18 protein-coding genes are annotated in these 20,618 nt (G+C 62.1%); 8 read left to right on the top strand and 10 right to left on the bottom strand.

Annotated features, from left to right (window positions below; all coding sequences use genetic code 11):
* Window positions 1–23: 23 nt before the first annotated feature.
* The 3 genes from BM70_RS0106790 to BM70_RS0106780 form a co-directional block, all read right to left on the bottom strand.
* Window positions 24–665, bottom strand: a complete 642-nt coding sequence (locus tag BM70_RS0106790; RefSeq protein WP_025855302.1) for a DUF1345 domain-containing protein — start codon at window positions 663–665, stop codon at window positions 24–26.
* A gap of 138 nt (window positions 666–803) precedes the next feature.
* Window positions 804–3,902 (bottom strand): efflux RND transporter permease subunit, encoded by a 3,099-nt coding sequence (locus BM70_RS0106785; RefSeq protein WP_025855301.1) that lies wholly within the window; start codon window positions 3,900–3,902, stop codon window positions 804–806.
* A gap of 6 nt (window positions 3,903–3,908) precedes the next feature.
* Window positions 3,909–5,051 (bottom strand): efflux RND transporter periplasmic adaptor subunit, encoded by a 1,143-nt coding sequence (locus BM70_RS0106780; RefSeq protein ID WP_025855300.1) that lies wholly within the window; start codon window positions 5,049–5,051, stop codon window positions 3,909–3,911.
* A gap of 342 nt (window positions 5,052–5,393) precedes the next feature.
* Here BM70_RS0106780 and BM70_RS0106775 point away from each other — a divergent pair, with 342 nt between their 5' ends.
* A complete protein-coding gene (locus BM70_RS0106775) occupies window positions 5,394–6,095 on the top strand; it encodes a response regulator transcription factor (protein ID WP_025855299.1) in 702 nt (233 codons plus the stop codon).
* Window positions 6,096–6,098: 3 nt separating this feature from the next.
* Window positions 6,099–7,400, top strand: a complete 1,302-nt coding sequence (locus tag BM70_RS0106770) for an ATP-binding protein (RefSeq protein ID WP_025855298.1) — start codon at window positions 6,099–6,101, stop codon at window positions 7,398–7,400.
* On the opposite strand, the gene BM70_RS0106765 is transcribed toward BM70_RS0106770, so the two are convergent.
* The 3 genes from BM70_RS0106765 to BM70_RS0106755 form a co-directional block, all read right to left on the bottom strand.
* The gene (locus BM70_RS0106765; RefSeq protein ID WP_025855297.1) at window positions 7,401–8,069 is read right to left on the bottom strand and encodes an anti-sigma factor domain-containing protein; all 669 of its coding nucleotides are present in this window, start codon (window positions 8,067–8,069) and stop codon (window positions 7,401–7,403) included.
* Window positions 8,066–8,590 (bottom strand): sigma-70 family RNA polymerase sigma factor, encoded by a 525-nt coding sequence (locus BM70_RS0106760; protein WP_025855296.1) that lies wholly within the window; start codon window positions 8,588–8,590, stop codon window positions 8,066–8,068. The genes BM70_RS0106765 and BM70_RS0106760 overlap by 4 nt, the downstream gene beginning before the upstream one ends.
* 146 nt (window positions 8,591–8,736) lie before the next feature.
* The gene (locus BM70_RS0106755; RefSeq protein ID WP_025855295.1) at window positions 8,737–9,258 is read right to left on the bottom strand and encodes a DUF3455 domain-containing protein; all 522 of its coding nucleotides are present in this window, start codon (window positions 9,256–9,258) and stop codon (window positions 8,737–8,739) included.
* Window positions 9,259–9,396: 138 nt separating this feature from the next.
* Between BM70_RS0106755 and BM70_RS0106750 the strand changes: the two genes are divergently transcribed.
* Both BM70_RS0106750 and BM70_RS0106745 read left to right on the top strand, forming a co-directional pair.
* On the top strand, window positions 9,397–10,167 hold the full coding sequence (locus tag BM70_RS0106750; RefSeq protein ID WP_025855294.1) for a class I SAM-dependent methyltransferase: 771 nt from the start codon (window positions 9,397–9,399) through the stop codon (window positions 10,165–10,167).
* Window positions 10,168–10,258: 91 nt separating this feature from the next.
* On the top strand, window positions 10,259–11,044 hold the full coding sequence (locus BM70_RS0106745; RefSeq protein ID WP_025855293.1) for a sulfite exporter TauE/SafE family protein: 786 nt from the start codon (window positions 10,259–10,261) through the stop codon (window positions 11,042–11,044).
* A 716-nt stretch (window positions 11,045–11,760) separates the two neighbouring features.
* Here the strand turns inward: BM70_RS0106745 and BM70_RS0106740 are convergent.
* Entirely contained in the window at window positions 11,761–13,002 is a 1,242-nt protein-coding gene (locus BM70_RS0106740; protein WP_025855292.1) for an acyl-CoA dehydrogenase family protein, read from the bottom strand.
* A 253-nt stretch (window positions 13,003–13,255) separates the two neighbouring features.
* On the opposite strand from BM70_RS0106740, the gene sfnG reads away from it, so the two are divergent.
* The gene (gene sfnG, locus BM70_RS0106735) at window positions 13,256–14,341 is read left to right on the top strand and encodes a dimethylsulfone monooxygenase SfnG (RefSeq protein WP_025855291.1); all 1,086 of its coding nucleotides are present in this window, start codon (window positions 13,256–13,258) and stop codon (window positions 14,339–14,341) included.
* Here sfnG and BM70_RS0106730 read toward each other — a convergent pair.
* On the bottom strand, window positions 14,325–15,425 hold the full coding sequence (locus tag BM70_RS0106730; RefSeq protein WP_025855290.1) for a GNAT family N-acetyltransferase/peptidase C39 family protein: 1,101 nt from the start codon (window positions 15,423–15,425) through the stop codon (window positions 14,325–14,327). The genes sfnG and BM70_RS0106730 overlap by 17 nt on opposite strands.
* A gap of 94 nt (window positions 15,426–15,519) precedes the next feature.
* On the opposite strand from BM70_RS0106730, the gene BM70_RS0106725 reads away from it, so the two are divergent.
* Together BM70_RS0106725 and BM70_RS0106720 are read left to right on the top strand one after the other, a co-directional pair.
* A complete protein-coding gene (locus tag BM70_RS0106725) occupies window positions 15,520–17,106 on the top strand; it encodes a RimK family protein (protein WP_025855289.1) in 1,587 nt (528 codons plus the stop codon).
* Window positions 17,107–17,113: 7 nt separating this feature from the next.
* A complete protein-coding gene (locus tag BM70_RS0106720) occupies window positions 17,114–18,052 on the top strand; it encodes a magnesium transporter CorA family protein (protein WP_025855288.1) in 939 nt (312 codons plus the stop codon).
* Between the two features lie 101 nt (window positions 18,053–18,153).
* Here BM70_RS0106720 and map read toward each other — a convergent pair whose 3' ends face one another.
* Entirely contained in the window at window positions 18,154–18,909 is a 756-nt protein-coding gene (map, locus tag BM70_RS0106715) for a type I methionyl aminopeptidase (RefSeq protein ID WP_025855287.1), read from the bottom strand.
* Window positions 18,909–19,109, bottom strand: a complete 201-nt coding sequence (locus BM70_RS0106710; protein WP_025855286.1) for a ParD-like family protein — start codon at window positions 19,107–19,109, stop codon at window positions 18,909–18,911. The genes map and BM70_RS0106710 overlap by 1 nt, the downstream gene beginning before the upstream one ends.
* A gap of 273 nt (window positions 19,110–19,382) precedes the next feature.
* On the opposite strand from BM70_RS0106710, the gene ilvA reads away from it, so the two are divergent.
* The gene (gene ilvA / locus BM70_RS0106705) at window positions 19,383–20,405 is read left to right on the top strand and encodes a threonine ammonia-lyase, biosynthetic (RefSeq protein WP_025855285.1); all 1,023 of its coding nucleotides are present in this window, start codon (window positions 19,383–19,385) and stop codon (window positions 20,403–20,405) included.
* Window positions 20,406–20,618: the final 213 nt, after the last annotated feature.

The following is a 20,618-nucleotide window of genomic DNA, read 5'->3' as shown; positions in this document are numbered from 1 at the left end:
GCGTCTAGAAGGTTTGTGCAGCGTCAGCCGAACAGCCCGGCGGCGATATTGATCGAAAACCCCAGGATCGCCGTGTTGAACAGAAAGCCGATCAACGATTGGCCCAGCACCACTTTGCGCATGGCACGGGTGGCGACGCCGACATCGGAGGTCTGCACCGCGACGCCAATAGTGAAGGAGAAGTACAGGAAGTCCCAGTAATTGGGGGTGGTCAGGCCCTCAGCGAAGCGTAGCGCCGGCTCCTTGCCGTCCCAGGTGTAATAGAGGCGGGCGTAGTGCACGCTGAAGATCACCCCGATCAGCAACCACGAACCAATCACTGTCAGCCCGGTGAAACCGTAGTGCAGCAGGCGTTCCGAGTTGGCCAGGTCTTTGCTGCCCACCAGTTCGAAGGTGATGGTCGCCAGGCTGGCGATGGCCGCGATGCACACCGTGAACAGCACCAATCCGGCGTTTTCATCTTCGATCTCGGCGATGCGCTTCACATCCTCGGCTTTGGCGCGGCGGGTCAGCCACAGCATCAGTACCAGGTAGGTCCAAACCCCAACGTTCCAGCCGATGAGGACTTTGCTGACGAGGCTGTCGGCGGGGACCAGGATACCGACGGCAAGGCCAAGCACGGCGGCGGCGGAAAGGCGAGGGTGGGTGCGGGCGAGGAAGGGCATGGAGGCTCACAGGCAGTTGGATGTGAGCACCATAACCCTTGTAGGAGCTGGCTTGCCAGCGATCGCATCGACTCGGTGTGTCTCAAAGGCCGAGGTGTCTGCATCGCTGGCAAGCCAGCTCCTACAGGGGGGCGTTGATCAGTCTGTTTTGTGGCGCTTGCGCACCACCTTCATCACCACCACGAAGAACACCGGCACAAACACCACCGCCAGCGTTGCCGTGATCATCCCGCCGATCACCCCCGTACCAATCGCCTGCTGGCTGGCCGAACTGGCACCTGTGGCAATCGCCAGCGGCACCACGCCGAGGATGAACGCCAGGGACGTCATGATGATCGGCCGCAGGCGCAACCGCGCGGCTTTCAAGGTGGCGGTGACCAGGTCCTCACCTTGGTCATACAGGTCTTTGGCGAATTCGATGATCAGGATCGCGTTCTTCGCCGACAGGCCGATGATGGTAATCAAGCCGACCTTGAAGAACACATCGTTGGGCATGCCGCGCAACGCCACCGCCACGACCGCGCCAAGTACACCGAGCGGCACCACCAGCAACACCGAGGTCGGGATCGACCAGCTTTCATACAACGCGGCCAGGCACAGGAACACAATCAGCAGCGACAAGCCCAGCAGCAACGGCGCCTGGGAGCCGGACAAGCGTTCCTGCAACGATAAACCGGTCCATTCCTGGCCCAAACCTGCCGGCAACTGGCTGACCAGGCGCTGGATCTCGTCCATCGCCTCACCGGTGCTGTGCCCCGGTGCCGCTTCGCCGGAAATCGCGATGGCCGGGTAGCCGTTGTAACGGGTCAACTGGGTCGGGCCCTGGGTCCATTTGGCTTCGACAAAGGCGGACAGTGGCACCATCTTGCCGGCGTTGTTGCGCACGTTGATCTTCATCAAGTCCGCCACCTGGCTGCGTTGGTCGCCCTCGGCCTGCACTACCACCCGCTGCATGCGGCCCTGGTTGGGGAAGTCGTTGATATAGGCCGAACCGATGGCCGAGGACAGCACATTGCCCACCTCCGCAAAGGACACGCCCAGTGCGTTGGCCTGCTTGCGGTCCACTTCCAGTTGCACTTGCGGCGCTTCGGCCAGGGCGCTTTCGCGCACGTTGGCGAGGATCGGGCTTTTCTCGGCGGCACCCAGCAATTCGGTGCGGGCTGCCATCAACGCGGCATGGCCGACGCCACCCCGGTCCTGCAGACGGAATTCGAAGCCGCTGGACGTGCCCAGGCCGTCCACCGGCGGCGGCAGGATCGCATAGGCAATCGCGTCCTTGAGCTCGCTGAACGCCATGTTGGCGCGGTCGGCAATCGACGCTGCGGAATCATCGCTGCCGCGTTCCGACCAATCCTTGAGCGTGGTAAACGCCAGTGCCGCGTTTTGCCCCGAACCGGAGAAACTGAAACCCATGATCATGGTGGTGTCACCCACCCCAGGTTCCTCGGCGTTATGCGCTTCGATCTGCTCGGCCACCTGCACCGTGCGGTTCTTGCTTGCACCCGGTGGCAACTGGATGTCGGTGATGGTGTAGCCCTGGTCTTCCACCGGCAGGAACGAGGAGGGCAGGCGGCTGAACATCCAGCCCAGGCCCACCAGCAGCACCAGGTAGATCAGCAGGTAGCGGCCGCTGCGCTTGAGGGCATACGCCACCCAGCCTTCATAGCGGTCGGTGAGGCTTTCAAAGCGCTGGTTGAACCAGCCAAAGAAACCGCCCTTGGCATGGTGCTCGCCCTGGGCGATCGGCTTGAGCAAAGTGGCGCACAGGGCCGGGGTCAAGGTCAGGGCGAGGAACGCCGAGAACAGGATCGAGGTGGCCATCGACAGCGAGAATTGCTGGTAGATCACCCCCACCGAACCGGCCATGAACGCCATGGGCAGGAACACCGCGACCAGCACCAGAGTGATGCCGATGATGGCGCCGGTGATCTGGCCCATGGCTTTTTTCGTCGCTTCCTTGGGCGACAGGCCCTCGGTGGCCATGATGCGCTCGACGTTCTCCACCACCACGATCGCGTCGTCCACCAGGATACCGATGGCCAGCACCATGCCGAACATGGTCAGCACGTTGATGGAGAAGCCCAGCAACAGCATGGTGGCAAAGGTGCCCATCAGCGCAATCGGCACCACCAGGGTCGGGATTAGCGTATAGCGCACGTTCTGCAGGAACAGGAACATCACCGCGAATACCAGCGCCATGGCCTCAAGCAGGGTGTAGACCACTTTGGTGATCGAGACTTTGACGAACGGCGAAGTATCGTAAGGAATCTTGTATTCCACATTGGCCGGGAAGTAACGCGACAGCTCGTCCATCTTGGCTCGCACCAGGGTCGCGGTGCTCAACGCATTGGCGCCGGGCGACAACTGCACGCTGACGGCGGTGGAAGGCTTGCCGTTGAGCCGCGTGGAGAACTGGTATTCCTGGCTGCCGACTTCCACCCGCGCCACATCACCGATGCGCACGGTGGAACCGTCCGGGTTGGCCTTGAGCACGATGTCCGCGAACTCGGCTGGCGTTGAAAGCTGGCCCTTGACCAGGATCGCGGCGGTGATTTCCTGGGTGTTGGTGCCCGGCAAATCACCGATGCTGCCGGCCGAAACCTGGGCGTTCTGCGCGCTGATCGCGGCGTTCACGTCGGCCGGCGTCAGGTTGAAGCCGATCAGTTTCTGCGGGTCGATCCAGATGCGCATGGCGCGCTCGGCACCATACAGCTGGGCCTTGCCCACACCGTCGAGGCGCTTGAGTTCGTTCATCACGTTGCGCGCCAGGTAATCACTCAGCGCCACGTCATCGAGCTTGCCGTCGTTGGAGGTGAGGGTCACCAGCAGCAGGAAACCGGCGGAGACTTTCTCCACCTGCAAGCCTTGCTGGGTCACCGCTTGCGGTAGGCGCGGCTCGACCGCTTTGAGGCGGTTCTGCACATCCACCTGGGCCATTTCCGGGTTGGTGCCCGGCTGGAAGGTGGCGGTGATGGTGGCCGAGCCCAGGCTGCTCTGGGACTCGAAATACAGCAGGTGATCGGCGCCGTTGAGCTCCTGCTCGATCAGGCTCACCACGCTTTCGTCCAGGGTCTGGGCCGAGGCGCCGGGGTACACCGCGTAGATCTCGACTTTCGGCGGCGCGACGTTAGGGTACTGCGCCACCGGCAACTGCGGGATCGCCAGCAAACCGGCCAGCAGGATAAACAGGGCGACCACCCAAGCGAAGATCGGGCGGTCAATAAAGAACTGCGGCATGGCGGGTTATTCCTTTACGAGCGGGCTGTCGTCCACTTCAACTTTTTCACCGGGGCGCGCGTGTTGCAGGCCTTCGACGATGATGCGGTCACCGGGCCTGAGGCCACTGCTGACGATCCAGCGATCATTGATCACTGCACCCAGTTCCACCGGCTGCAGGCTCACGGTCTGCTCGGCGTCCAACAGCAACACCATCGGGATACCCGCGCTGTCACGGGTGATGGCGCGTTGCGGCACGCTGATACCTTGCTTGTCGACGGCTTGTTCCAGGCGCACCCGCACAAAGCTGCCGGGCAACAGGTCGAGGTCCGGGTTGGGGAACTCGCTGCGCAGGATGATCTGCCCGGTGCCCGGGTCGACACTGATCTCGGCGAACAGCAACTTGCCCGGCAACGGGTACAGGCTGCCGTCGTCCTCGATCAGCGTGGCCTTGGCCTGGTCCTGGCCGACCTGCTTCAGGCTGCCGGCGCGGAAGGCGCGGCGCAGGTCATTCAGCTCGCGGGTGGATTGGGTCAGGTCGGCGTGGATCGGGTCCAGTTGCTGGATGATCGCCAGCGGCGTGGCCTCGTTCTGGCCGACCAAGGCGCCCTCGGTGACCAGCGCACGGCCGATGCGCCCGGAAATCGGCGCGGTCACAGTGGCGTAGCCCAGGTTCAGCCGGGCGCGCTCGACGGCGGCCTTGTTGGCGGCGACTTCGGCGTTGGTCTGGCGCACGGCGGCGCGAGCGTTGTCGTAGTCCTGGCCGCTGATGGCGTTGCCTTCCACCAACTGGCTGTAGCGCTGCTCCTGCAGGCGCGCCTGGAAGGCATTCGCCTCGGCCTTGCTCAGGTTGGCCTGGGCGCTGTCGAGGTCGGCCTTGAAAGGAGCGGGGTCGATGCGAAACAGCACGTCGCCCTGTTTAACGTCGTGGCCTTCCTTGAACACCCGTTGCATCACCACGCCGGCGACCCGTGCACGCACTTCGGCGATGCGCGGCGCGGCAATGCGCCCGCTCAGTTCGCTGGTGATCGACAGGGGCTTGGCTTCCAGGGTTTCGATGCGCACTTTGGCCAGGGGCATTTCCGGCGCTTCGGCGGCAGAGTTGCCACACGCGCTCAGCGCCAGGGTGAGGGCCAGCAGGCAAAATGGCGCAAACAGATTCTTCGACATGCTCTTATCCCAATATTGACTGGCGCATCCTAAAGTCACCTGCGCCTTGGTGCTGTGAAGCTGTGTAGGTCGTCTGTGAAGAAATGTAAGGTGCGGCGCGCGCGGCGCCGAGGGCGTATATCCTTGCACAATCCTGCAAACACTGGAGATCCCATGTGTGAGGGGGCTTGCTGTAGTGAGAGGACTTGCTGTGGTGAGCGGGCTTGCCCCGCGCCGGGCTGCGAGGCAGCCCCATTGATCTGTGGTGACCCCGTCGGGGGACAAGCCCCACTCACCACAGCAAGCCCCCTCCCACCTGGGATTTGTGTACGACCAATAACTGTATTTTCTGGAAACACCTTTATGCCCAACATCCTCCTGGTGGAAGACGACGCCGCACTTTCCGAGCTGATTGCCAGCTACCTGGAACGCAATGGCTACCACGTCAATGTGCTCAGCCGTGGCGACCATGTCCGTGAACGCGCACGCCTTAACCCCCCGGACCTGGTGATCCTCGACCTGATGCTGCCAGGTCTGGACGGCCTGCAGGTATGCCGCCTGTTGCGTGCCGACTCGGCGGGCCTGCCGATCCTGATGCTCACCGCCCGCGACGACAGCCACGATCAGGTGCTGGGCCTGGAAATGGGCGCCGATGACTACGTGACCAAGCCCTGTGAGCCGCGTGTGTTGCTGGCGCGCGTGCGTACGCTGTTGCGCCGCAGCAGTTTGTCCGAGCCCCAGGTGGCCAACGACCAGATCATCATGGGCAACCTGTGCATCGACCTGTCGGAGCGCACCGTGACCTGGCGCGAGCAGGCCGTGGAGTTGTCCAGCGGCGAATACAACCTGCTGGTGGTGCTGGCGCGGCATGCCGGCGAAGTGCTCAGCCGCGACCAGATCCTGCAACGCCTGCGCGGTATCGAGTTCAACGGCACCGACCGCTCGGTGGACGTGGCCATCTCCAAGCTGCGCCGCAAGTTCGACGACAACGCCGGTGAAGCGCGCAAGATCAAGACGGTGTGGGGCAAGGGTTACCTGTTCAGCCGTTCCGAGTGGGAATACTGATCCATGTTCCGTGTATTGCTGCGCCTTTACCTGATCACCATCGTCACCTACAGCCTGGCGATCTACTTGATTCCCTCATTGGTGATCCAGCTGTTCGAACACCGCTACATGAACTACAACATCGAGCAGACCCGCGGCCAGCAAAAGCTGATCGTCAAGCAATACCTGCGTGCGCCCGTGGAACGCTGGTCACGGGTGACCGACCAACTGAGCCGTGACTTCGCGCCACTGAAAGTGCAATTGCTGCTGCGCCAGGACGCCAGCTACACCCCGGCGGAAGAACAACTGCTGGAGCAGGGCAAACCGGTGGTGCGCCTGGGGGAGTGGGGCTGGATGGAGGAAATCAGCTCGCCGATCAATGAGCAGTTCGTGGTCAAGCTGACCATACCGCCCGATCCGATGGACATGAACGTGTTGTACTGGGCGATCAACGTGCTGATCGTCGCCGCACTGCTGGCCTGCCTGCTGGTGTGGCTGCGTCCGCACTGGCGCGACCTGGAACGCCTGAAAAGCACCGCCGGGCAATTGGGCCAGGGCAACCTGGCCGAACGCACGCGCATTCCGGCCAGCTCCAGCATCGGCAGCCTGGCGTCGGTGTTCGACACCATGGCCAACGACATCGAACACCTGCTCAACCAGCAGCGCGACCTGCTCAACGCGGTCTCCCATGAATTGCGCACACCGCTTACGCGCCTGGATTTCGGCCTGGCCCTGGCGCTCTCCGAGGACTTGCCCGAAGCCAGTCGCGAACGTCTGCAAAGCCTGGTGGCGCATATACGCGAGCTGGATGAACTGGTGCTGGAGTTGCTGTCCTACAGCCGCCTGCAAAACCCGGCGCAACTGCCGGAGCGGGTCGAGGTAGTGCTCGATGAGTTTATCGACAGCGTACTTGGCAGTGTCGACGACGAGCTGGAAAACCCCGAGATCGTCATCGATGTCGCGCTCGATTGCGCCGTGGAGCGCTTCAGCCTTGATCCGCGCCTCACCGCCCGTGCCTTGCAGAACCTGCTGCGCAATGCCACGCGTTACTGCGACAAGCGTATCCAGGTCGGCGTCAAGGTAGGTCCCAAGGGCTGCGAGATCTGGGTGGATGATGACGGTATCGGCATCCCGCTGGATCAGCGCGAACGCATCTTCGAGCCGTTCTACCGCCTGGACCGCAGCCGCGACCGCGCCACCGGCGGTTTCGGCCTGGGCCTGGCCATCAGCCGGCGTGCCCTGGAAGCCCAGGGCGGCACCTTGACCGCGTTGGCGTCGCCGTTGGGCGGTGCGCGGTTCCGCGTGTGGTTGCCCAGCGTCGCCTGATCAGAGCACTTTGACTGCGCGGCCGATCGCCTGGATCGGTCCGGTGGGTTTGCCGGTCGGCGAGCCGCGCGGGTCTTCCAGGGTCAGTTCGAACAGCTGGTTCTGGGTCAGCGGTGGCAGTTTGTCCAGCGGCACCGAGAGCGTCTGCCCCGGCTTGACCAGGCCCAGGGACACCGGCCCTTGCCAGCCGTCGCCCTTGGTCCAGAACTGCAAGGCCTTGTCGGCGGGCACTTCCATTACGCCCAACGGAATCAACTGAATCCGCTGATCGTTGCGGGCCTGGATCACCCAGCCCGGCGCCTGGCTTTGCGGCGCCACCAGCACCACCACGAAGCTTGGGTCGGCCGTGGGCGGACGGGTCAGCAGCAGCGCGGCCAGCACCAGCGTGGTCAGCAGCCCTGCACCGGCCAGGCCGCGCCACACCGCCAGCAGGTCCCACCAGGGTGTGCGGGCACTGGCGGTGTGGCGCTCGATGCGTCGCCATAATTCAGGCGAGGGCGGCACGGGTTCCGCCAGGGCCGTCAGGGGCAACAGGCGCTGTTCCCAGGCATCGACCGCTGCGCGTAACTCGGCGTCGTGGGGAAGGCGTTGCTCGACCTCGGCGCGCTGCTCGCCGGGCAGGGTACCCAGCACATATTCGCTGGCGAGTTCGTCCAGTGGGTTGCTCATGCCATGCACTCCCGCAGCGCGGCGAGGCTACGTTTGATCCAGGCTTTGACGGTCCCCAGCGGGGTGTCCAGTTTCCGGGCGATTTCGCTGTGGGAATAACCGTCGACATAGGCATGCAGGATGCACGTGCGGCGGGCCGGGTCGAGCTGCTCCAGGCAGGTGTGGACTTGCCCGGAGCGTGCGCTGAATTCAAATGCGTCGGTGCTGATGGATTCGTGCTCGTCGCCCAGTGGCACTTCACGGTAGTGATTGCGCACGACATTCAGCGCCAGGTGACGTGTCACGCTGAACACCCAGCCACGGGCCGAACCGCGGCTGGGGTCGAAACTGCACGCGCCGCGCCAGATCTTGATGAACGCGTCATGCACGATGTCTTCGGCCAGGGAGCGGTCCCTGGCGATGCGCAGCGCCACGCCGAGCAGACGACTGCTGTCCTGCTCATAGAGCTGGCGCAACGCGCGTTGATCGCCACGGGCGCACGCTGTCAGACAGGCCTCGTAATCAAAGTCCACATCAGGCAAGGACACGTATTTCCACCACCTTAATCACCAGCGCCATCCCCCGTAGGAGCCGGCTTGCCGGCGATAACGGCGGGACAGTCTCTGATGTGTTGACTGGCACGTCGCCATCGCCGGCAAGCTACAGGGGGCAGCGTAGCCGACTTTGCTCAGTTGGCTGCCCAAAAAATGTAGTCGGCCTGGTACTTCACCACTTCCTGCTTGCCTTTGTTGGCCGCCGTGCACTCAGTGCTCGGCGCCACACCTCCCTTGAGGGCTACGCGCTGGATGTAGCTCACGCCACTCATCGCGCCCTTGCCTTCGGCCGGGTTGGCCTTGACCAGTTGATACGGCAGGTTGCCCGCACCGGATGGCGCCACGGCCAACTGAGTGCCGGTGACTTTCGAACCGTCCTTGGCCTGCCAGGTGGCAGGTGGGCCGAAATAGGTGCCGACCTGCTTGCCACTGCGGTCATTCAATACTGCCTTGGGTCCGACAAAGGTCCACTCGGTCTGGCCGGCAGCGTTGGCCTTGTCGCGGCACTCGTAGGTGATTTCGCCGACGCCGGTGGTTTCCAGCGCCACCTTGTGGCCGTCCGGTACCTTGATGCTGTCCGGCAAGCCGGTCTGGGCGAATGCGGCAGGTGCAGCGGCCAGCAGGGTGGTGAGGCAGAACAGTGCTTTAGCGTTCATGGGTACTTCTCCATTTCAGTAAAACAGCGGGGTGACTGAAAGGACTACCCATGGCCGGCACGATTGGATGCAGCGATTAGAAAATAAATGTCAGAGCGCGCACACTGTGCCCCCGCTTTATCCGAGGAGAGATTGGCAATGACTGGTGTTCACACGTCTGCTCAACGAGGTTTCTCTACCCAGGCCGTGACCTACGCCCAAGGCCGGCCGGATTATCCCAGGCAACTCACGGGCTGGCTGGCGGAGACCTTGCGCGTCGATGCACAGTCCAACGTGATTGACCTGGGGGCCGGCACCGGCAAGTTCACGCGTTTGCTCAGCACCCTGGCGCCGACATTGACGGCCGTCGAACCCGTAGCGGCGATGGGCGCGCAATTGACCCGACTGCTGCCGGATGTGCGCCTGGTCAATGGCACCGCTGAGTCCATCCCGTTGCCGTCCGGCAGTGCCGATGCCGTGGTGTGCGCCCAGGCATTCCACTGGTTTTCCACCGAGGCGGCGCTGGCAGAAATCCACCGCGTGCTCAAGCCCGCCGGCCGCCTTGGCCTGGTGTGGAATGTGCGGGATGAATCGGTGGATTGGGTCGCCGCCATTACCGACATCATCACCCCTTACGAGGGTGATACCCCGCGTTTTCATACCGGGCGTTGGCGCGAGGCCTTCACTGGCGAGTATTTTTCCGAACCCGAATTGACCTGTTTTTCCTACAGCCATGTCGGCAGCCCTCAGGAGGTGATCATGGACCGCTTCCTCTCCGTGAGTTTTATCGCCGCGCTGGCTGATGGGCCCAAGGCAGCCGTCACTGCGCAGTTGCAGACGCTGATCGACACGCATCCGGCGTTGAAGGGGCGGGACACTGTGGCTTTTCCGTATCAGACCCAGGCCTACGTGTGTCATCGACTGAGTTAAAAGGCATAAAGTCAGATCATATTGATATAAGTCGTTATAAGAAAAATCGCTATCCTGCGGCCAGAAATTTATAAGGCCGCAGGTAGTTGTAATGGATGTGGGGAATGTTGGTTTTGTAATTGCTGGCCTGATCGTTGGTTTTATCGTGGGAATGACCGGTGTGGGCGGGGGCTCGTTGATGACCCCGATCCTGCTGTGGTTCGGCATCAACCCTGCCACGGCGGTGGGCACCGACCTGTTGTACGCCGCCATCACCAAGTCCGGTGGCGTGTTGGTGCACAGCAAGAACAAGAATATCGACTGGACCATTACGGGCTGGCTGACCTTGGGCAGCGTGCCTGCGGTGTTGCTGACGCTGTGGTTCCTGGCCAGCCTGCACACCGATCCCAGTGCGATGAATGCGGTGATCAAGCAGGCCCTCGGTGTGGTGTTGCTGCTGACGGCCCTGGCGATTCTGTTCAAGAAGAGCCTGTTGGCGTTTGCCCAGCGGCATGCGGGCGATGACTACCACATGCGCCCGCGCAATCTGAATGCGCTGACGGTGGTGACGGGGGCGATCCTCGGTACCATGGTGGCCCTGACGTCCATTGGCGCGGGGGCGCTGGGGACTGTGGCGTTGTTTATCCTGTATCCGTTCCTGGCCACGCGGCGGCTGGTGGGGACTGAGATTGCGCATGCGGTGCCGCTGACCCTGGTGGCGGGGTTGGGGCATGCCAGCATGGGGAACATGGACTGGCATTTGCTCGGGTTTTTGTTGATGGGGTCGTTGCCGGGGATCTACATTGGCAGTCATATGACTGGCAAGCTGCCAGATGGGGTGTTGCGGCCTTGTTTGGCGGTTATGCTCATGGCCATTGGCTATAAACTGGCTTTCTGATTGAGTACATATCCGTTGTTTAGGTAACGGCGGCTATTGGTTCCGCCCTTACGGCGGCTCACTTTTGAAGAGCGCAAAAGTAAGCAAAACGCTCTTGCCCCAACACTCGGCACCTCGCCTAGGCTCGGTGTGCCCTCACTCCGGCTTGAATCCGTGGGCCGCCGCGATGGGCCATCCTTGGCCCAGCGCGGCTAACCCGGCGTCCTGCCGGGTTACCCACGGATTCAAGCCTGCGTTCGGCCAGCGTGTTTGACGGGGCGCCCCAGATCAAGATCAAGAGCGACTCGCTGCGCATCGTAGATACGCTTTTTGTTCTGTGTAACCGCCTTACTGTGGTGAGCGGGCTTGCCCCGCGTCGGGCTGCGAAGCAGCCCTAAGACCAGTGAAGGCGCCGCGTTTATCCTGGTTTCCCGCGTCATCGTTAACGACCTTCGCGGGCAAGCCCGGCTCTTACAGGGGAGCGCGTACGCTTCAACGATCCGGTCGGCTATTCGGCCGCCGCGCTTTGTTTTTGACTTTGATCTTAGGCGCCCCCCAAATCACTGTCGAATTACGGGCACACCGAGCCTAGGCGAGGTGCCGAGTGTTGGGGCAAGAGCCCTTTGGTTACTTTGGGCTGGGCCGGCATTCCGGTTCTTTTCCAAAGTGACCCGCCGTAAGGGCGGAACCAAACTCCGCCATCACGCAAATAACGGATATACCCCCTATAAAAAACCTCAACCCACTACGCCCGGTCCATTCCCAATCTGCCAAACAAACGGCGGCTCAACCCCATTAACCACCCAATTCCCCACAATCCGCGCCTTGTAAATCACCGGATTATGCGACGACACCGTCCGCGCATTCCGCCAATGCCGATCCAGCGCCTTACCCTGGCGCACATCCGAAGCCCCCAATGCATTAAACAACTCACTGGTCGCACGCTGGATCAACTCCGACACCACCACCTGCGCCGTGGCCGACTCAATCTCGGCCGCCACGTTAGCTTCGCGCTCCACCGCGTCATCTCCCCCAAACCGCGCCACATACGCTCGTTGTGCCGGCAGCGTCGCTCTCAACGCGCTGGCCTCGGCGGCGTACACCAGGGCAGCCACTTCGCCCACCACTTGTTGAATCTGCGAATCCTGGCTGACATGGGCCGCATTGCCATGGCTGTAGATGCGCTTGCGGCTGCGCACTTGGTGCGCCACATCGCGCAATGCCGCGCGGCCGATACCGGCCAGGCTGGCGAGCAGCACCAACTGGTAGAACGCGGTCTGGTATTTGAAACGCGTGGCAAAGTCGATGACGTTGTCTGCTTCCACCACTGCATTGGTAAAGCGCGACGTGCCGCTGCCGGTGGTGCGCTGGCCAAAGCCATCCCAGTCGTCGCTGTGCTCCACGCCAGGCTGACGGGCGCGGGTGGCGGCGATCACGTCGGCGCCGGTGTCGCTGCGTTGGGCGTACACGTCGATCCAGTCGGCGAAGATGCTGCCGGTGCTGTAGAACTTTTCTCCGTTGAGCGTCCAGTGGTCGCCGTCGCGGCTGACCTGTGTGATCACATCGCCGATGGCCACGTTGCCGATTTCGGTCCAGGCGCAGCCGACGATATCGCCGTCCACGAAACGCTTGAACCACAGGTCGCGGCCGGCGCTGGGCGGTGCATTCAGGCGGTCTTCGGCAAAGGCAAAGTGCCCGCGCAGGGCTTGGGGCACGTTGGAGTCGGCTTCGGCCAGTTCAATCAGCAGTTCGAACAACTGCGGCAGGGAAGCGCCGCCGCCGCCGTACTCCACCGGTACACGCACAGCGCCAAAGCCGGCCTCTTTCAGCCACTGGATCGGTTCGTGGGGCAGGGTGCGGTTCTGTTCGCGCTCTACGGCGCCCTCGGCGATGCGCTGGAAAATCGGCCGGAAGCGTGCCGCCAGGCTCGGGTAGTCGACGCCGGTGGACAGCGGGTTGATGACGTGTTGTTCGGTCATGGGCGAGGTTCCTGGGCAGTGATCAATGCAGGGGAGATTGCACAGTTCATGCCGGGTGCCGGCGCCCGTATTTGCGGGGTAAAGCCTTCAGCCACTGTTGCCCTGGCAACAGCTGATCGACAAATCGCGTACTCGGCGACATCGGCGCCGGCACCCGCCATTCAACGCAGCGCGCCTGGCACGGGCGTTTCCCCGCCTGGCACGCTTGCTGCTCAAGCTTTCGGTACATCCCTTTTGTGCGAGGTACCGCTAGATGAGTCAGCAAGCCGTGAAATTTGCCTATTGGGTGCCCAACGTCAGCGGTGGGCTGGTGGTCAGCAAGATCGAGCAACGTACCCACTGGGGCATCGACTACAACCGCAAACTGGCGCAACTGGCCGAAGCCGCGGGCTTCGAGTACGGCCTCACCCAGATCCGCTTCACCGCCGGCTACGGCGCCGAAAACCAGCATGAGTCCGTGGCGTTCAGCCATGCGCTGCTGGCGGCGACCACCACCCTCAAGGTGATCGCTGCGATCCTGCCAGGCCCGTGGCAACCGGCGCTGGCGGCCAAGCAATTGGCAACCATCGACCAGCTCACCAACGGCCGTATCGCGGTAAATATCGTCAGCGGCTGGTTCAAGGGCGAGTTCCAGGCTATCGGCGAACACTGGCTGGAGCACGACGAGCGCTATCGCCGCTCCGAAGAGTTCATCCGCGCCCTCAAAGGCATCTGGACCCAGGACGACTTCACCTTCAAGGGCGATTTCTACCGTTTCAACCAATACACCCTCAAGCCCAAGCCACTCGGCCAGCCGGAAGTGTTCCAGGGGGGCAGCTCGCGGGCAGCGCGGGACATGGCCGCGCGGGTCTCGGACTGGTACTTCACCAACGGCAACACCCCGGAAGGCATCAAGGCCCAGGTCGATGATATTCGCGCCAAGGCGGCCGCGAATAACCATTCGGTCAAGGTCGGCGTCAACGCTTTCGTGATCGCCCGCGACACCGAGGAAGAAGCCCGCGCCGTGTTGGCAGAAATCATCGACAAGGCTGATCCGGAGGCGGTGAATGCCTTCGGCGATGCAGCCAGGCAGGCCGGCAAGGCTTCGCCGGAAGGCGAGGGCAACTGGGCCAAGTCCAGTTTCGAAGACCTGGTGCAGTACAACGATGGCTTCAAGACCAACCTGATCGGCACGCCGCAGCAGATCGCCGAGCGCATCGTCGCGCTGAAGGCGGTAGGGGTGGACCTGGTGCTCGCCGGCTTCCTGCACTTCCAGGAAGAAGTCGAATACTTCGGCAAACGCGTGTTGCCGCTGGTGCGCGAACTGGAAGCCAAGGCCGCGATCAAGCAGGTGGCTTGAAGACCACCACCGCCGCGCGCAGTTTGTTGTTGCCGAACCGGCACATGCGCTCGAACTCCCCATGGCTGACCGGCAAATGCTGGCAGTCCAGGGGCTGGCGGTGCTGGCTGTGGTCGACGTCCGGGTCGTGCAGGTAGACGAAGTCGTCGTCGCAGTCGGTGACCATCACCCAGTGCGGTGATTTGGAGCGGGTGAGGCGGTAGCTGCTGATCAATACCAACGGCTGGCCGCCCTCGCGCAAGACCTGGGGCAAATCCAGTGCACCGCCGAACACTTGCTCGACGTCACTGCCGGCCAATTCCTCTTCGAAGGCCTCATGCACCAGGCGCATGACATCCTTTTTATGCGCATCACGCACCCCATCCAGAAACAGCGGCCCGCTCACATTCACCTGCATGCGCACCGCAAAACCCCGGCGCCAGGCCGCCAGGGCCAACCCTTGGGGGCTGCAGCCGCCATGGCCGGCGGTCATGAACACGGTGGTCGCTTCGCGCCAGATCTGCAGCTCTTCACGCCGTTGCGCCATGCGCGCAGGTACCAGCGCGCCCATGGCCATCAGCAGGCAGGCGGCGCCACAGGTGAAGTCGGTGGTCTGCTGGTAATAGGGCACGCTTTGCGGGCGCGCATCCTGGTGCTGGACGATGCGTTTCTCCAGGCGCAAGGCGGCGGTGTGGTCTTCGTAGTAATCGTTGAGCAGCGCGAAACGTCGGTAGCCATTGCGCTCATACAGGGCGAGGGCGCCGGGGTTGTCGGTGCGCACTTCCAGGCGCAGGTAGGCGCAGTCGTGTTCCACGGCGATGGACTCGATGCGTGCGAGCAGCTGTTTGCCCAGCCCCAGGCCGCGCGCGTGCTCGGCAATGGCGATGGAGTACAGGCGCGCCAACGAGGTGCCCCGGTGGAACAGCACCAGCGCATAGCCGAGGAGCTGCCCGTCATTGTCCGCCACCAGCAACTGGCCGTGGGCGCGGCTGACCATCCACTGGAAACTGCGCAATGACAGTCGGTCAGTGGTGAAACAGTGCTGTTCCAGTGCCACTAATTCAGGCACATCGCAGGGGGTTGCAACGCGAAAGCAAAGAGCCATATGACCGCCGTAAAAGTTGCGTAACGAAACGGGACTTCTCTAAAAGATCGTGCTTAATAGAAAAGGTCGAGTTCTCTAAAGCGGATCAAATATTATGTCGGCGGTACAAGGTCATTGGCGTGAAGTATCCGAGCAAACTGTCGCGGCGACAATAACTGATAAAGGTTATTTTTCCGCCCCCCTCAGAGGAACCCGTCAAGTAGTGATCATTGTCGAGCGTAAGGAAGATTGGGCCTCCTACTTCCCCAGCGAAGACATCGTCACCGCCCAGGAATACCTGGAGCAGACCCGGGAAAACGAGACCGGCAAGCGCGTGCAGGTGATCAACCTGTGCCGCAGCTACAAGTACCTGGGGCATGGCTACTACTGCTCGCTGCTCGCCGAGGCCCGTGGGCACAAGGTGATTCCATCGGTGCGCACCATCAGCGAACTGACCAGGAAGTCGTTGTACGGCCTGGCGCTGGACGACTTGGACAAGACCCTGGATAAAGCCCTGAGTCATCATCTTTACAGCAATACCGAAGGCTTTACCCTGACACTTTACTTTGGCCGGACCAATATAGAACCGTTGCAGGATTTGGCCCGTCAGTTGTTTGAAACCTTTCCGTGCCCGATTCTGTTAGTTGATTTCAAAAAGAATAACGGCTGGCACATCGAAGGGGTCAAGTCTGGTGTGTTGCACAAGTTGCGCGATGATCAGGAAGATCAATTCGCTCACGCCCTCGACAACTTCAGCCGCAAGATCTGGCGCCAACCGCGCTCACGTCGCCTGGCCCGTTATGACCTGGCCATCCTGCACGATCCCCAGGAGCAATTGCCGCCGTCGAATGCCAAGGCGCTGGATAATTTCATTCGCGTGGGCAAGGGCCTGGGCATCGATGTGGAGTTGATCGAGCGCAAGGACTACTCGCGCCTGGCCGAATACGACGCCTTGCTGATCCGCGAAACCACCAGCGTCGACAACCACACCTATCGCTTCGCCAAGAAAGCCGAAAGCGAAGGCCTGGTGGTAATGGACGACCCGGCGTCGATCCTGCGCTGTACCAACAAGGTCTACCTCACCGACCTGCTCAACAGCCATCAACTGGGCATGCCCGCCACCGAGATCCTGTACAAGGAACGACCGGAAGACTTCGAGCGGGTCGGCGAGCGCCTGGGCTTTCCGCTGGTGCTGAAGATCCCCGACGGCTGTTTCTCGCGAGGCGTGATCAAGGTCGAAAGCCAGGAGGCGTTGCTTAAAGCCACCGCCGAGCTGTTCGAACATTCGGTGCTGCTGCTGGCGCAGGAGTTTTTCTACACCGAGTATGACTGGCGCATCGGCGTACTCAACCGCAAGCCGATCTTTGCCTGCCAGTACTTCATGTCCAAGGGGCATTGGCAGATCTACAACCACAAGGCCATCGGCCAGGACATCAACGGCGAGTGCCGCACCCTGGCGGTCCACGAAGCGCCCAAGGCGGTGGTGGAACTGGCTGTGAAGACCGCCAACTTGATCGGTGATGGCCTCTACGGCGTCGACCTCAAGCAGTCCGGCGACAAGGTGGTGGTGATCGAGGTCAACGACAATCCCAACCTGGATGCGGGCATCGAGGACGCCTACTTGCAGGACGACCTCTACGGCCTGGTGCTGGAGGAATTTGTGCGGCGCCTGGAGTTGAAGCGTCAGGGCCAGGTCTGGTGAGCCGGCGATGATCCAGCGCTTCGAACTGGCCGATGGCAAGCTGCACGTCGGGGAACATGACGATGCCCCGATCCTGTTGTTCAACAACCCTGACCTGGCCGAACGCGCGTGGCTGCGTGACCACCACAAGCTGGACGAACACGCCCTGGCTTCGGCGCTGGACCCTGACGAAGTCTCGCGTATCGAGTTTCACCCCGACAATCTGTTCCTGATCTGGAAACGTCCGGAGAACTACTCCGGCGGCGGCAACCTGGTGTTCGAGGTGTCGTCCTGCGGCCTGCTGTTTTCACCGAGCCGCCTGCTGGTGATCGCCACCGACGAAACCCCGCTGACCGGCCTGGGCCAGCGCCGCCCGCTGCACACGCCGCTGGACGTGCTGCTCGACCTGCTGCTCAACAACATCCACCACTACCTGGGCCATCTCAAGGTGATCAAGTTGGTCGCACGGGAGTTGCAGCAGCAGTTCAACGCGTCCATGAGCAACCATCACCTGATGCAGATGTTCAGCCTCAGCGAAAGCCTGATCTATTACATCAACGCGTTGCACAGCAACGGCGCGGTGCTGTCGCGGTTGCGCAACCATGCCGAGAAGGAGCATTTCAGCGCAGAGACGCTTGGCCTGATCGACGACCTGATCATCGAGAACCACCAGTGCTACAAGCAGGCCGAGATCTATTCCAACGTGTTTTCCGGGTTGATCGATGCACGCGGCAACCTGATGAACAACAGCATGAACAACCTGCTGCGCAAGCTGACGCTGATCAACGTGGTGTTCCTGCCGTTGAACCTGATTGCGAGCATTGGTGGCATGTCGGAGTTCAGCATGATGACGGCGGGGACGCCGTGGTGGGTATCGTATCCCTTGTTCCTGCTGGCGATGGGGCTTGGGGCGGGGTTGATGGTGTTGGGGCTGAAGCGGATAGCGGGCGGCGCCAATGTGGTGTGAACGTTGGTCCTTGTAGGAGCCGGCTTGCCGGCGATGCAGGCAACGCGGTGTTTCAGGCGATGCCATCGCCGGCAAGTCGGTTCCTAAAGGGGTTGTGTCGTTCAGGCGCCGGGTTGCAAGGTCAAGACCTCAAACCCATCCGCCGTCACCGCCACCGTATGCTCCCACTGCGCCGACAGACTGTTGTCCTTGGTCACCACCGTCCACCCATCCTTGAGGCTGCGCACTTTCGAGCTGCCCTGGTTGAGCATCGGCTCCACGGTAAACACCATGCCTTCACGCAGTTCCAGCCCGGTGCCGGGGCGTCCGAAGTGCAGGACCTGCGGTTCTTCATGCATCTGCCGGCCGATGCCGTGGCCGCAATACTCGCGCACCACGCTGTAGCCGTTGGCCTGTGCATGGCTCTGGATCGCATGGCCAATATCGCCCAGGCGCGCGCCGGGCTTGACCTGGCGGATGCCAGCCCACATCGCTTCGAAGGTCATCTGTACCAAACGCCGGGCCTTGGGCGCGACGGTACCGATCATGTACATCTTGCTGGAGTCGGCGATAAAGCCGCCTTTTTCCAGCGTAATGTCGATGTTGATGATGTCGCCGTCCTTGAGGATTTCCTTGGCGCTGGGCATGCCATGGCACACCACCTCGTTGATCGAGGTATTGATGGAGAAGGGGTAGTCGTACTGGCCCAGGCTGGCGGGGCGGGCCTTGAGGTCATTGCGGATGAAGGCTTCCACGGCAGCGTCCAGCTCCAGGGTGGAGCGGCCGGCGGCGACAAAACCGTCGAGCATGGTGAAGACCTGGGCGAGCAGGCGCCCGGATTCACGCATCACGGCCAGTTGAGCGGCAGTCTTGATCATCAACTGCGTCCCCGGATCAGGTCGGGCTTGTCCAGCAGCAGTTTGTTGATCAGCTCGTTGTAGGGCAGGTTGGGATTGAGTTCGGCGAGCAGGCCGATCTTGATCCAGAACTCGGCCTGGGCGTTGATGGAGCGGTCCATCGCGGCGCTGGCCAGGCGCAATTGTTCGTGCAGTTGGTCGGTGATCTTGACGATGCCCATGGTGTTCACTGTGCAGTAGGAATATACAAAGCGTATACGTTACGTATATCTCGCGTAAACCCCCAGCCGCCAAATGGCGCCTGGCCATTGACTTGCCCGCAGGCCGCCGGTTAGTTTCGTCACATGACATTTCAAGCCTTTCGCAGCCAGCCAAGCATTATTACCGCCATTCCTCATTTGGCGGGATAGCGCACGGCTGTACCCAAACCCGCCCTAGAGGCGGGTTTTGTCTTTCCGTCTCCAGGGTCTCTGACAAAAAGCCAGGAGACACCCATGAGTACCTGCACCGCGCCTCATACTGCCGACCCGGGACTGCTCGAACATTACGTGAAGAAGATTCTCGCCGCCCCGGTCTACGACCTGGCGGTGCGCACGCCCTTGCAGGCGGCCCCGGCCTTGTCGGCATTGCTGGGCAACCAGGTGTTGCTCAAGCGCGAAGACCTGCAGCCGACGTTCTCCTTCAAGATCCGCGGCGCCTACAACAAGCTGGTGCAGCTCACGCCTGAGCAGAAAGCCCGTGGCGTGGTCACCGCGTCGGCGGGTAACCATGCCCAGGGTGTGGCCCTGGCGGCGCGGGAGCTGGGGATCAAGGCGCGCATCGTGATGCCCGACAGCACGCCGGAACTCAAGGTGCTGGGCGTACGTTCACGCGGCGCAGAAGCCGTACTGCACGGCGCGAGCTTTCCCTTCGCCCTGGCCTACGCGCTGCAGTTGGCCGAGTCATCCGGGTGCACCTTCGTGTCGCCCTTCGACGACCCGGAGGTGATCGCCGGCCAAGGCACCGTGGCCATGGAGATCCTGCGTCAACAACAGGGTGCGTTGGACGCGATTTTCGTGCCCGTGGGCGGTGGTGGCCTGATCGCCGGCATCGCCGCCTACGTCAAATACCTGCGGCCCGAGGTGCGCATCATCGGCGTCGAACCCGAAGGCTCCAGTTGCCTGCTGGCGGCGCTGCGTGCCGGTGAACGCGTGGTGCTGCCCAGCGTTGACGGATTTGCCGATGGCACAGCGGTGGCGCAGGTGGGCGCCTACGGGTTCGAGATCTGCCGGGACTGGGTGGATGAAGTCATCACCGTCAGCAATGACGCGTTGTGCAGCGCGATCAAGCTGATCTACGACGACACACGCTCCATCACCGAGCCTTCCGGGGCGTTGGCGGTGGCGGGCATTCGGCAATACGTTGCCACTCGCAACCTGCGCGGGCAGACGCTGGTGGCGATCAATTCCGGGGCGAACATCAACTTCGATAGTTTGCGATATGTTGCCGAAAGGGTTGCTGCGCAAGGCGTCGTATGACCTGAAGTCCAGGGTTAAACGTTTAATCGCAGCGGTTCGACGACGATCCCATGGACGCTGTTTAACCTATATATCCAAGCGCAGTGCTTATGAGGAAAGGTTACAACGAGCACTGATTTTGCCGAGTAGGCTTGGGTGTTACAAACGTCTTCCAGGGTCGGCAAGACGTGGCGGGCAAGCGTCCGCCAGAGTCATCACAATCTGTTGGCAGTC

Source organism: Pseudomonas sp. CHM02, from assembly GCF_000612585.1.
In the GTDB taxonomy this organism is placed as follows: domain Bacteria; phylum Pseudomonadota; class Gammaproteobacteria; order Pseudomonadales; family Pseudomonadaceae; genus Aquipseudomonas.
The sequence above is the reverse complement of the archived record's forward strand: the minus strand, read 5'-3'. Positions and strand labels throughout refer to the sequence as shown.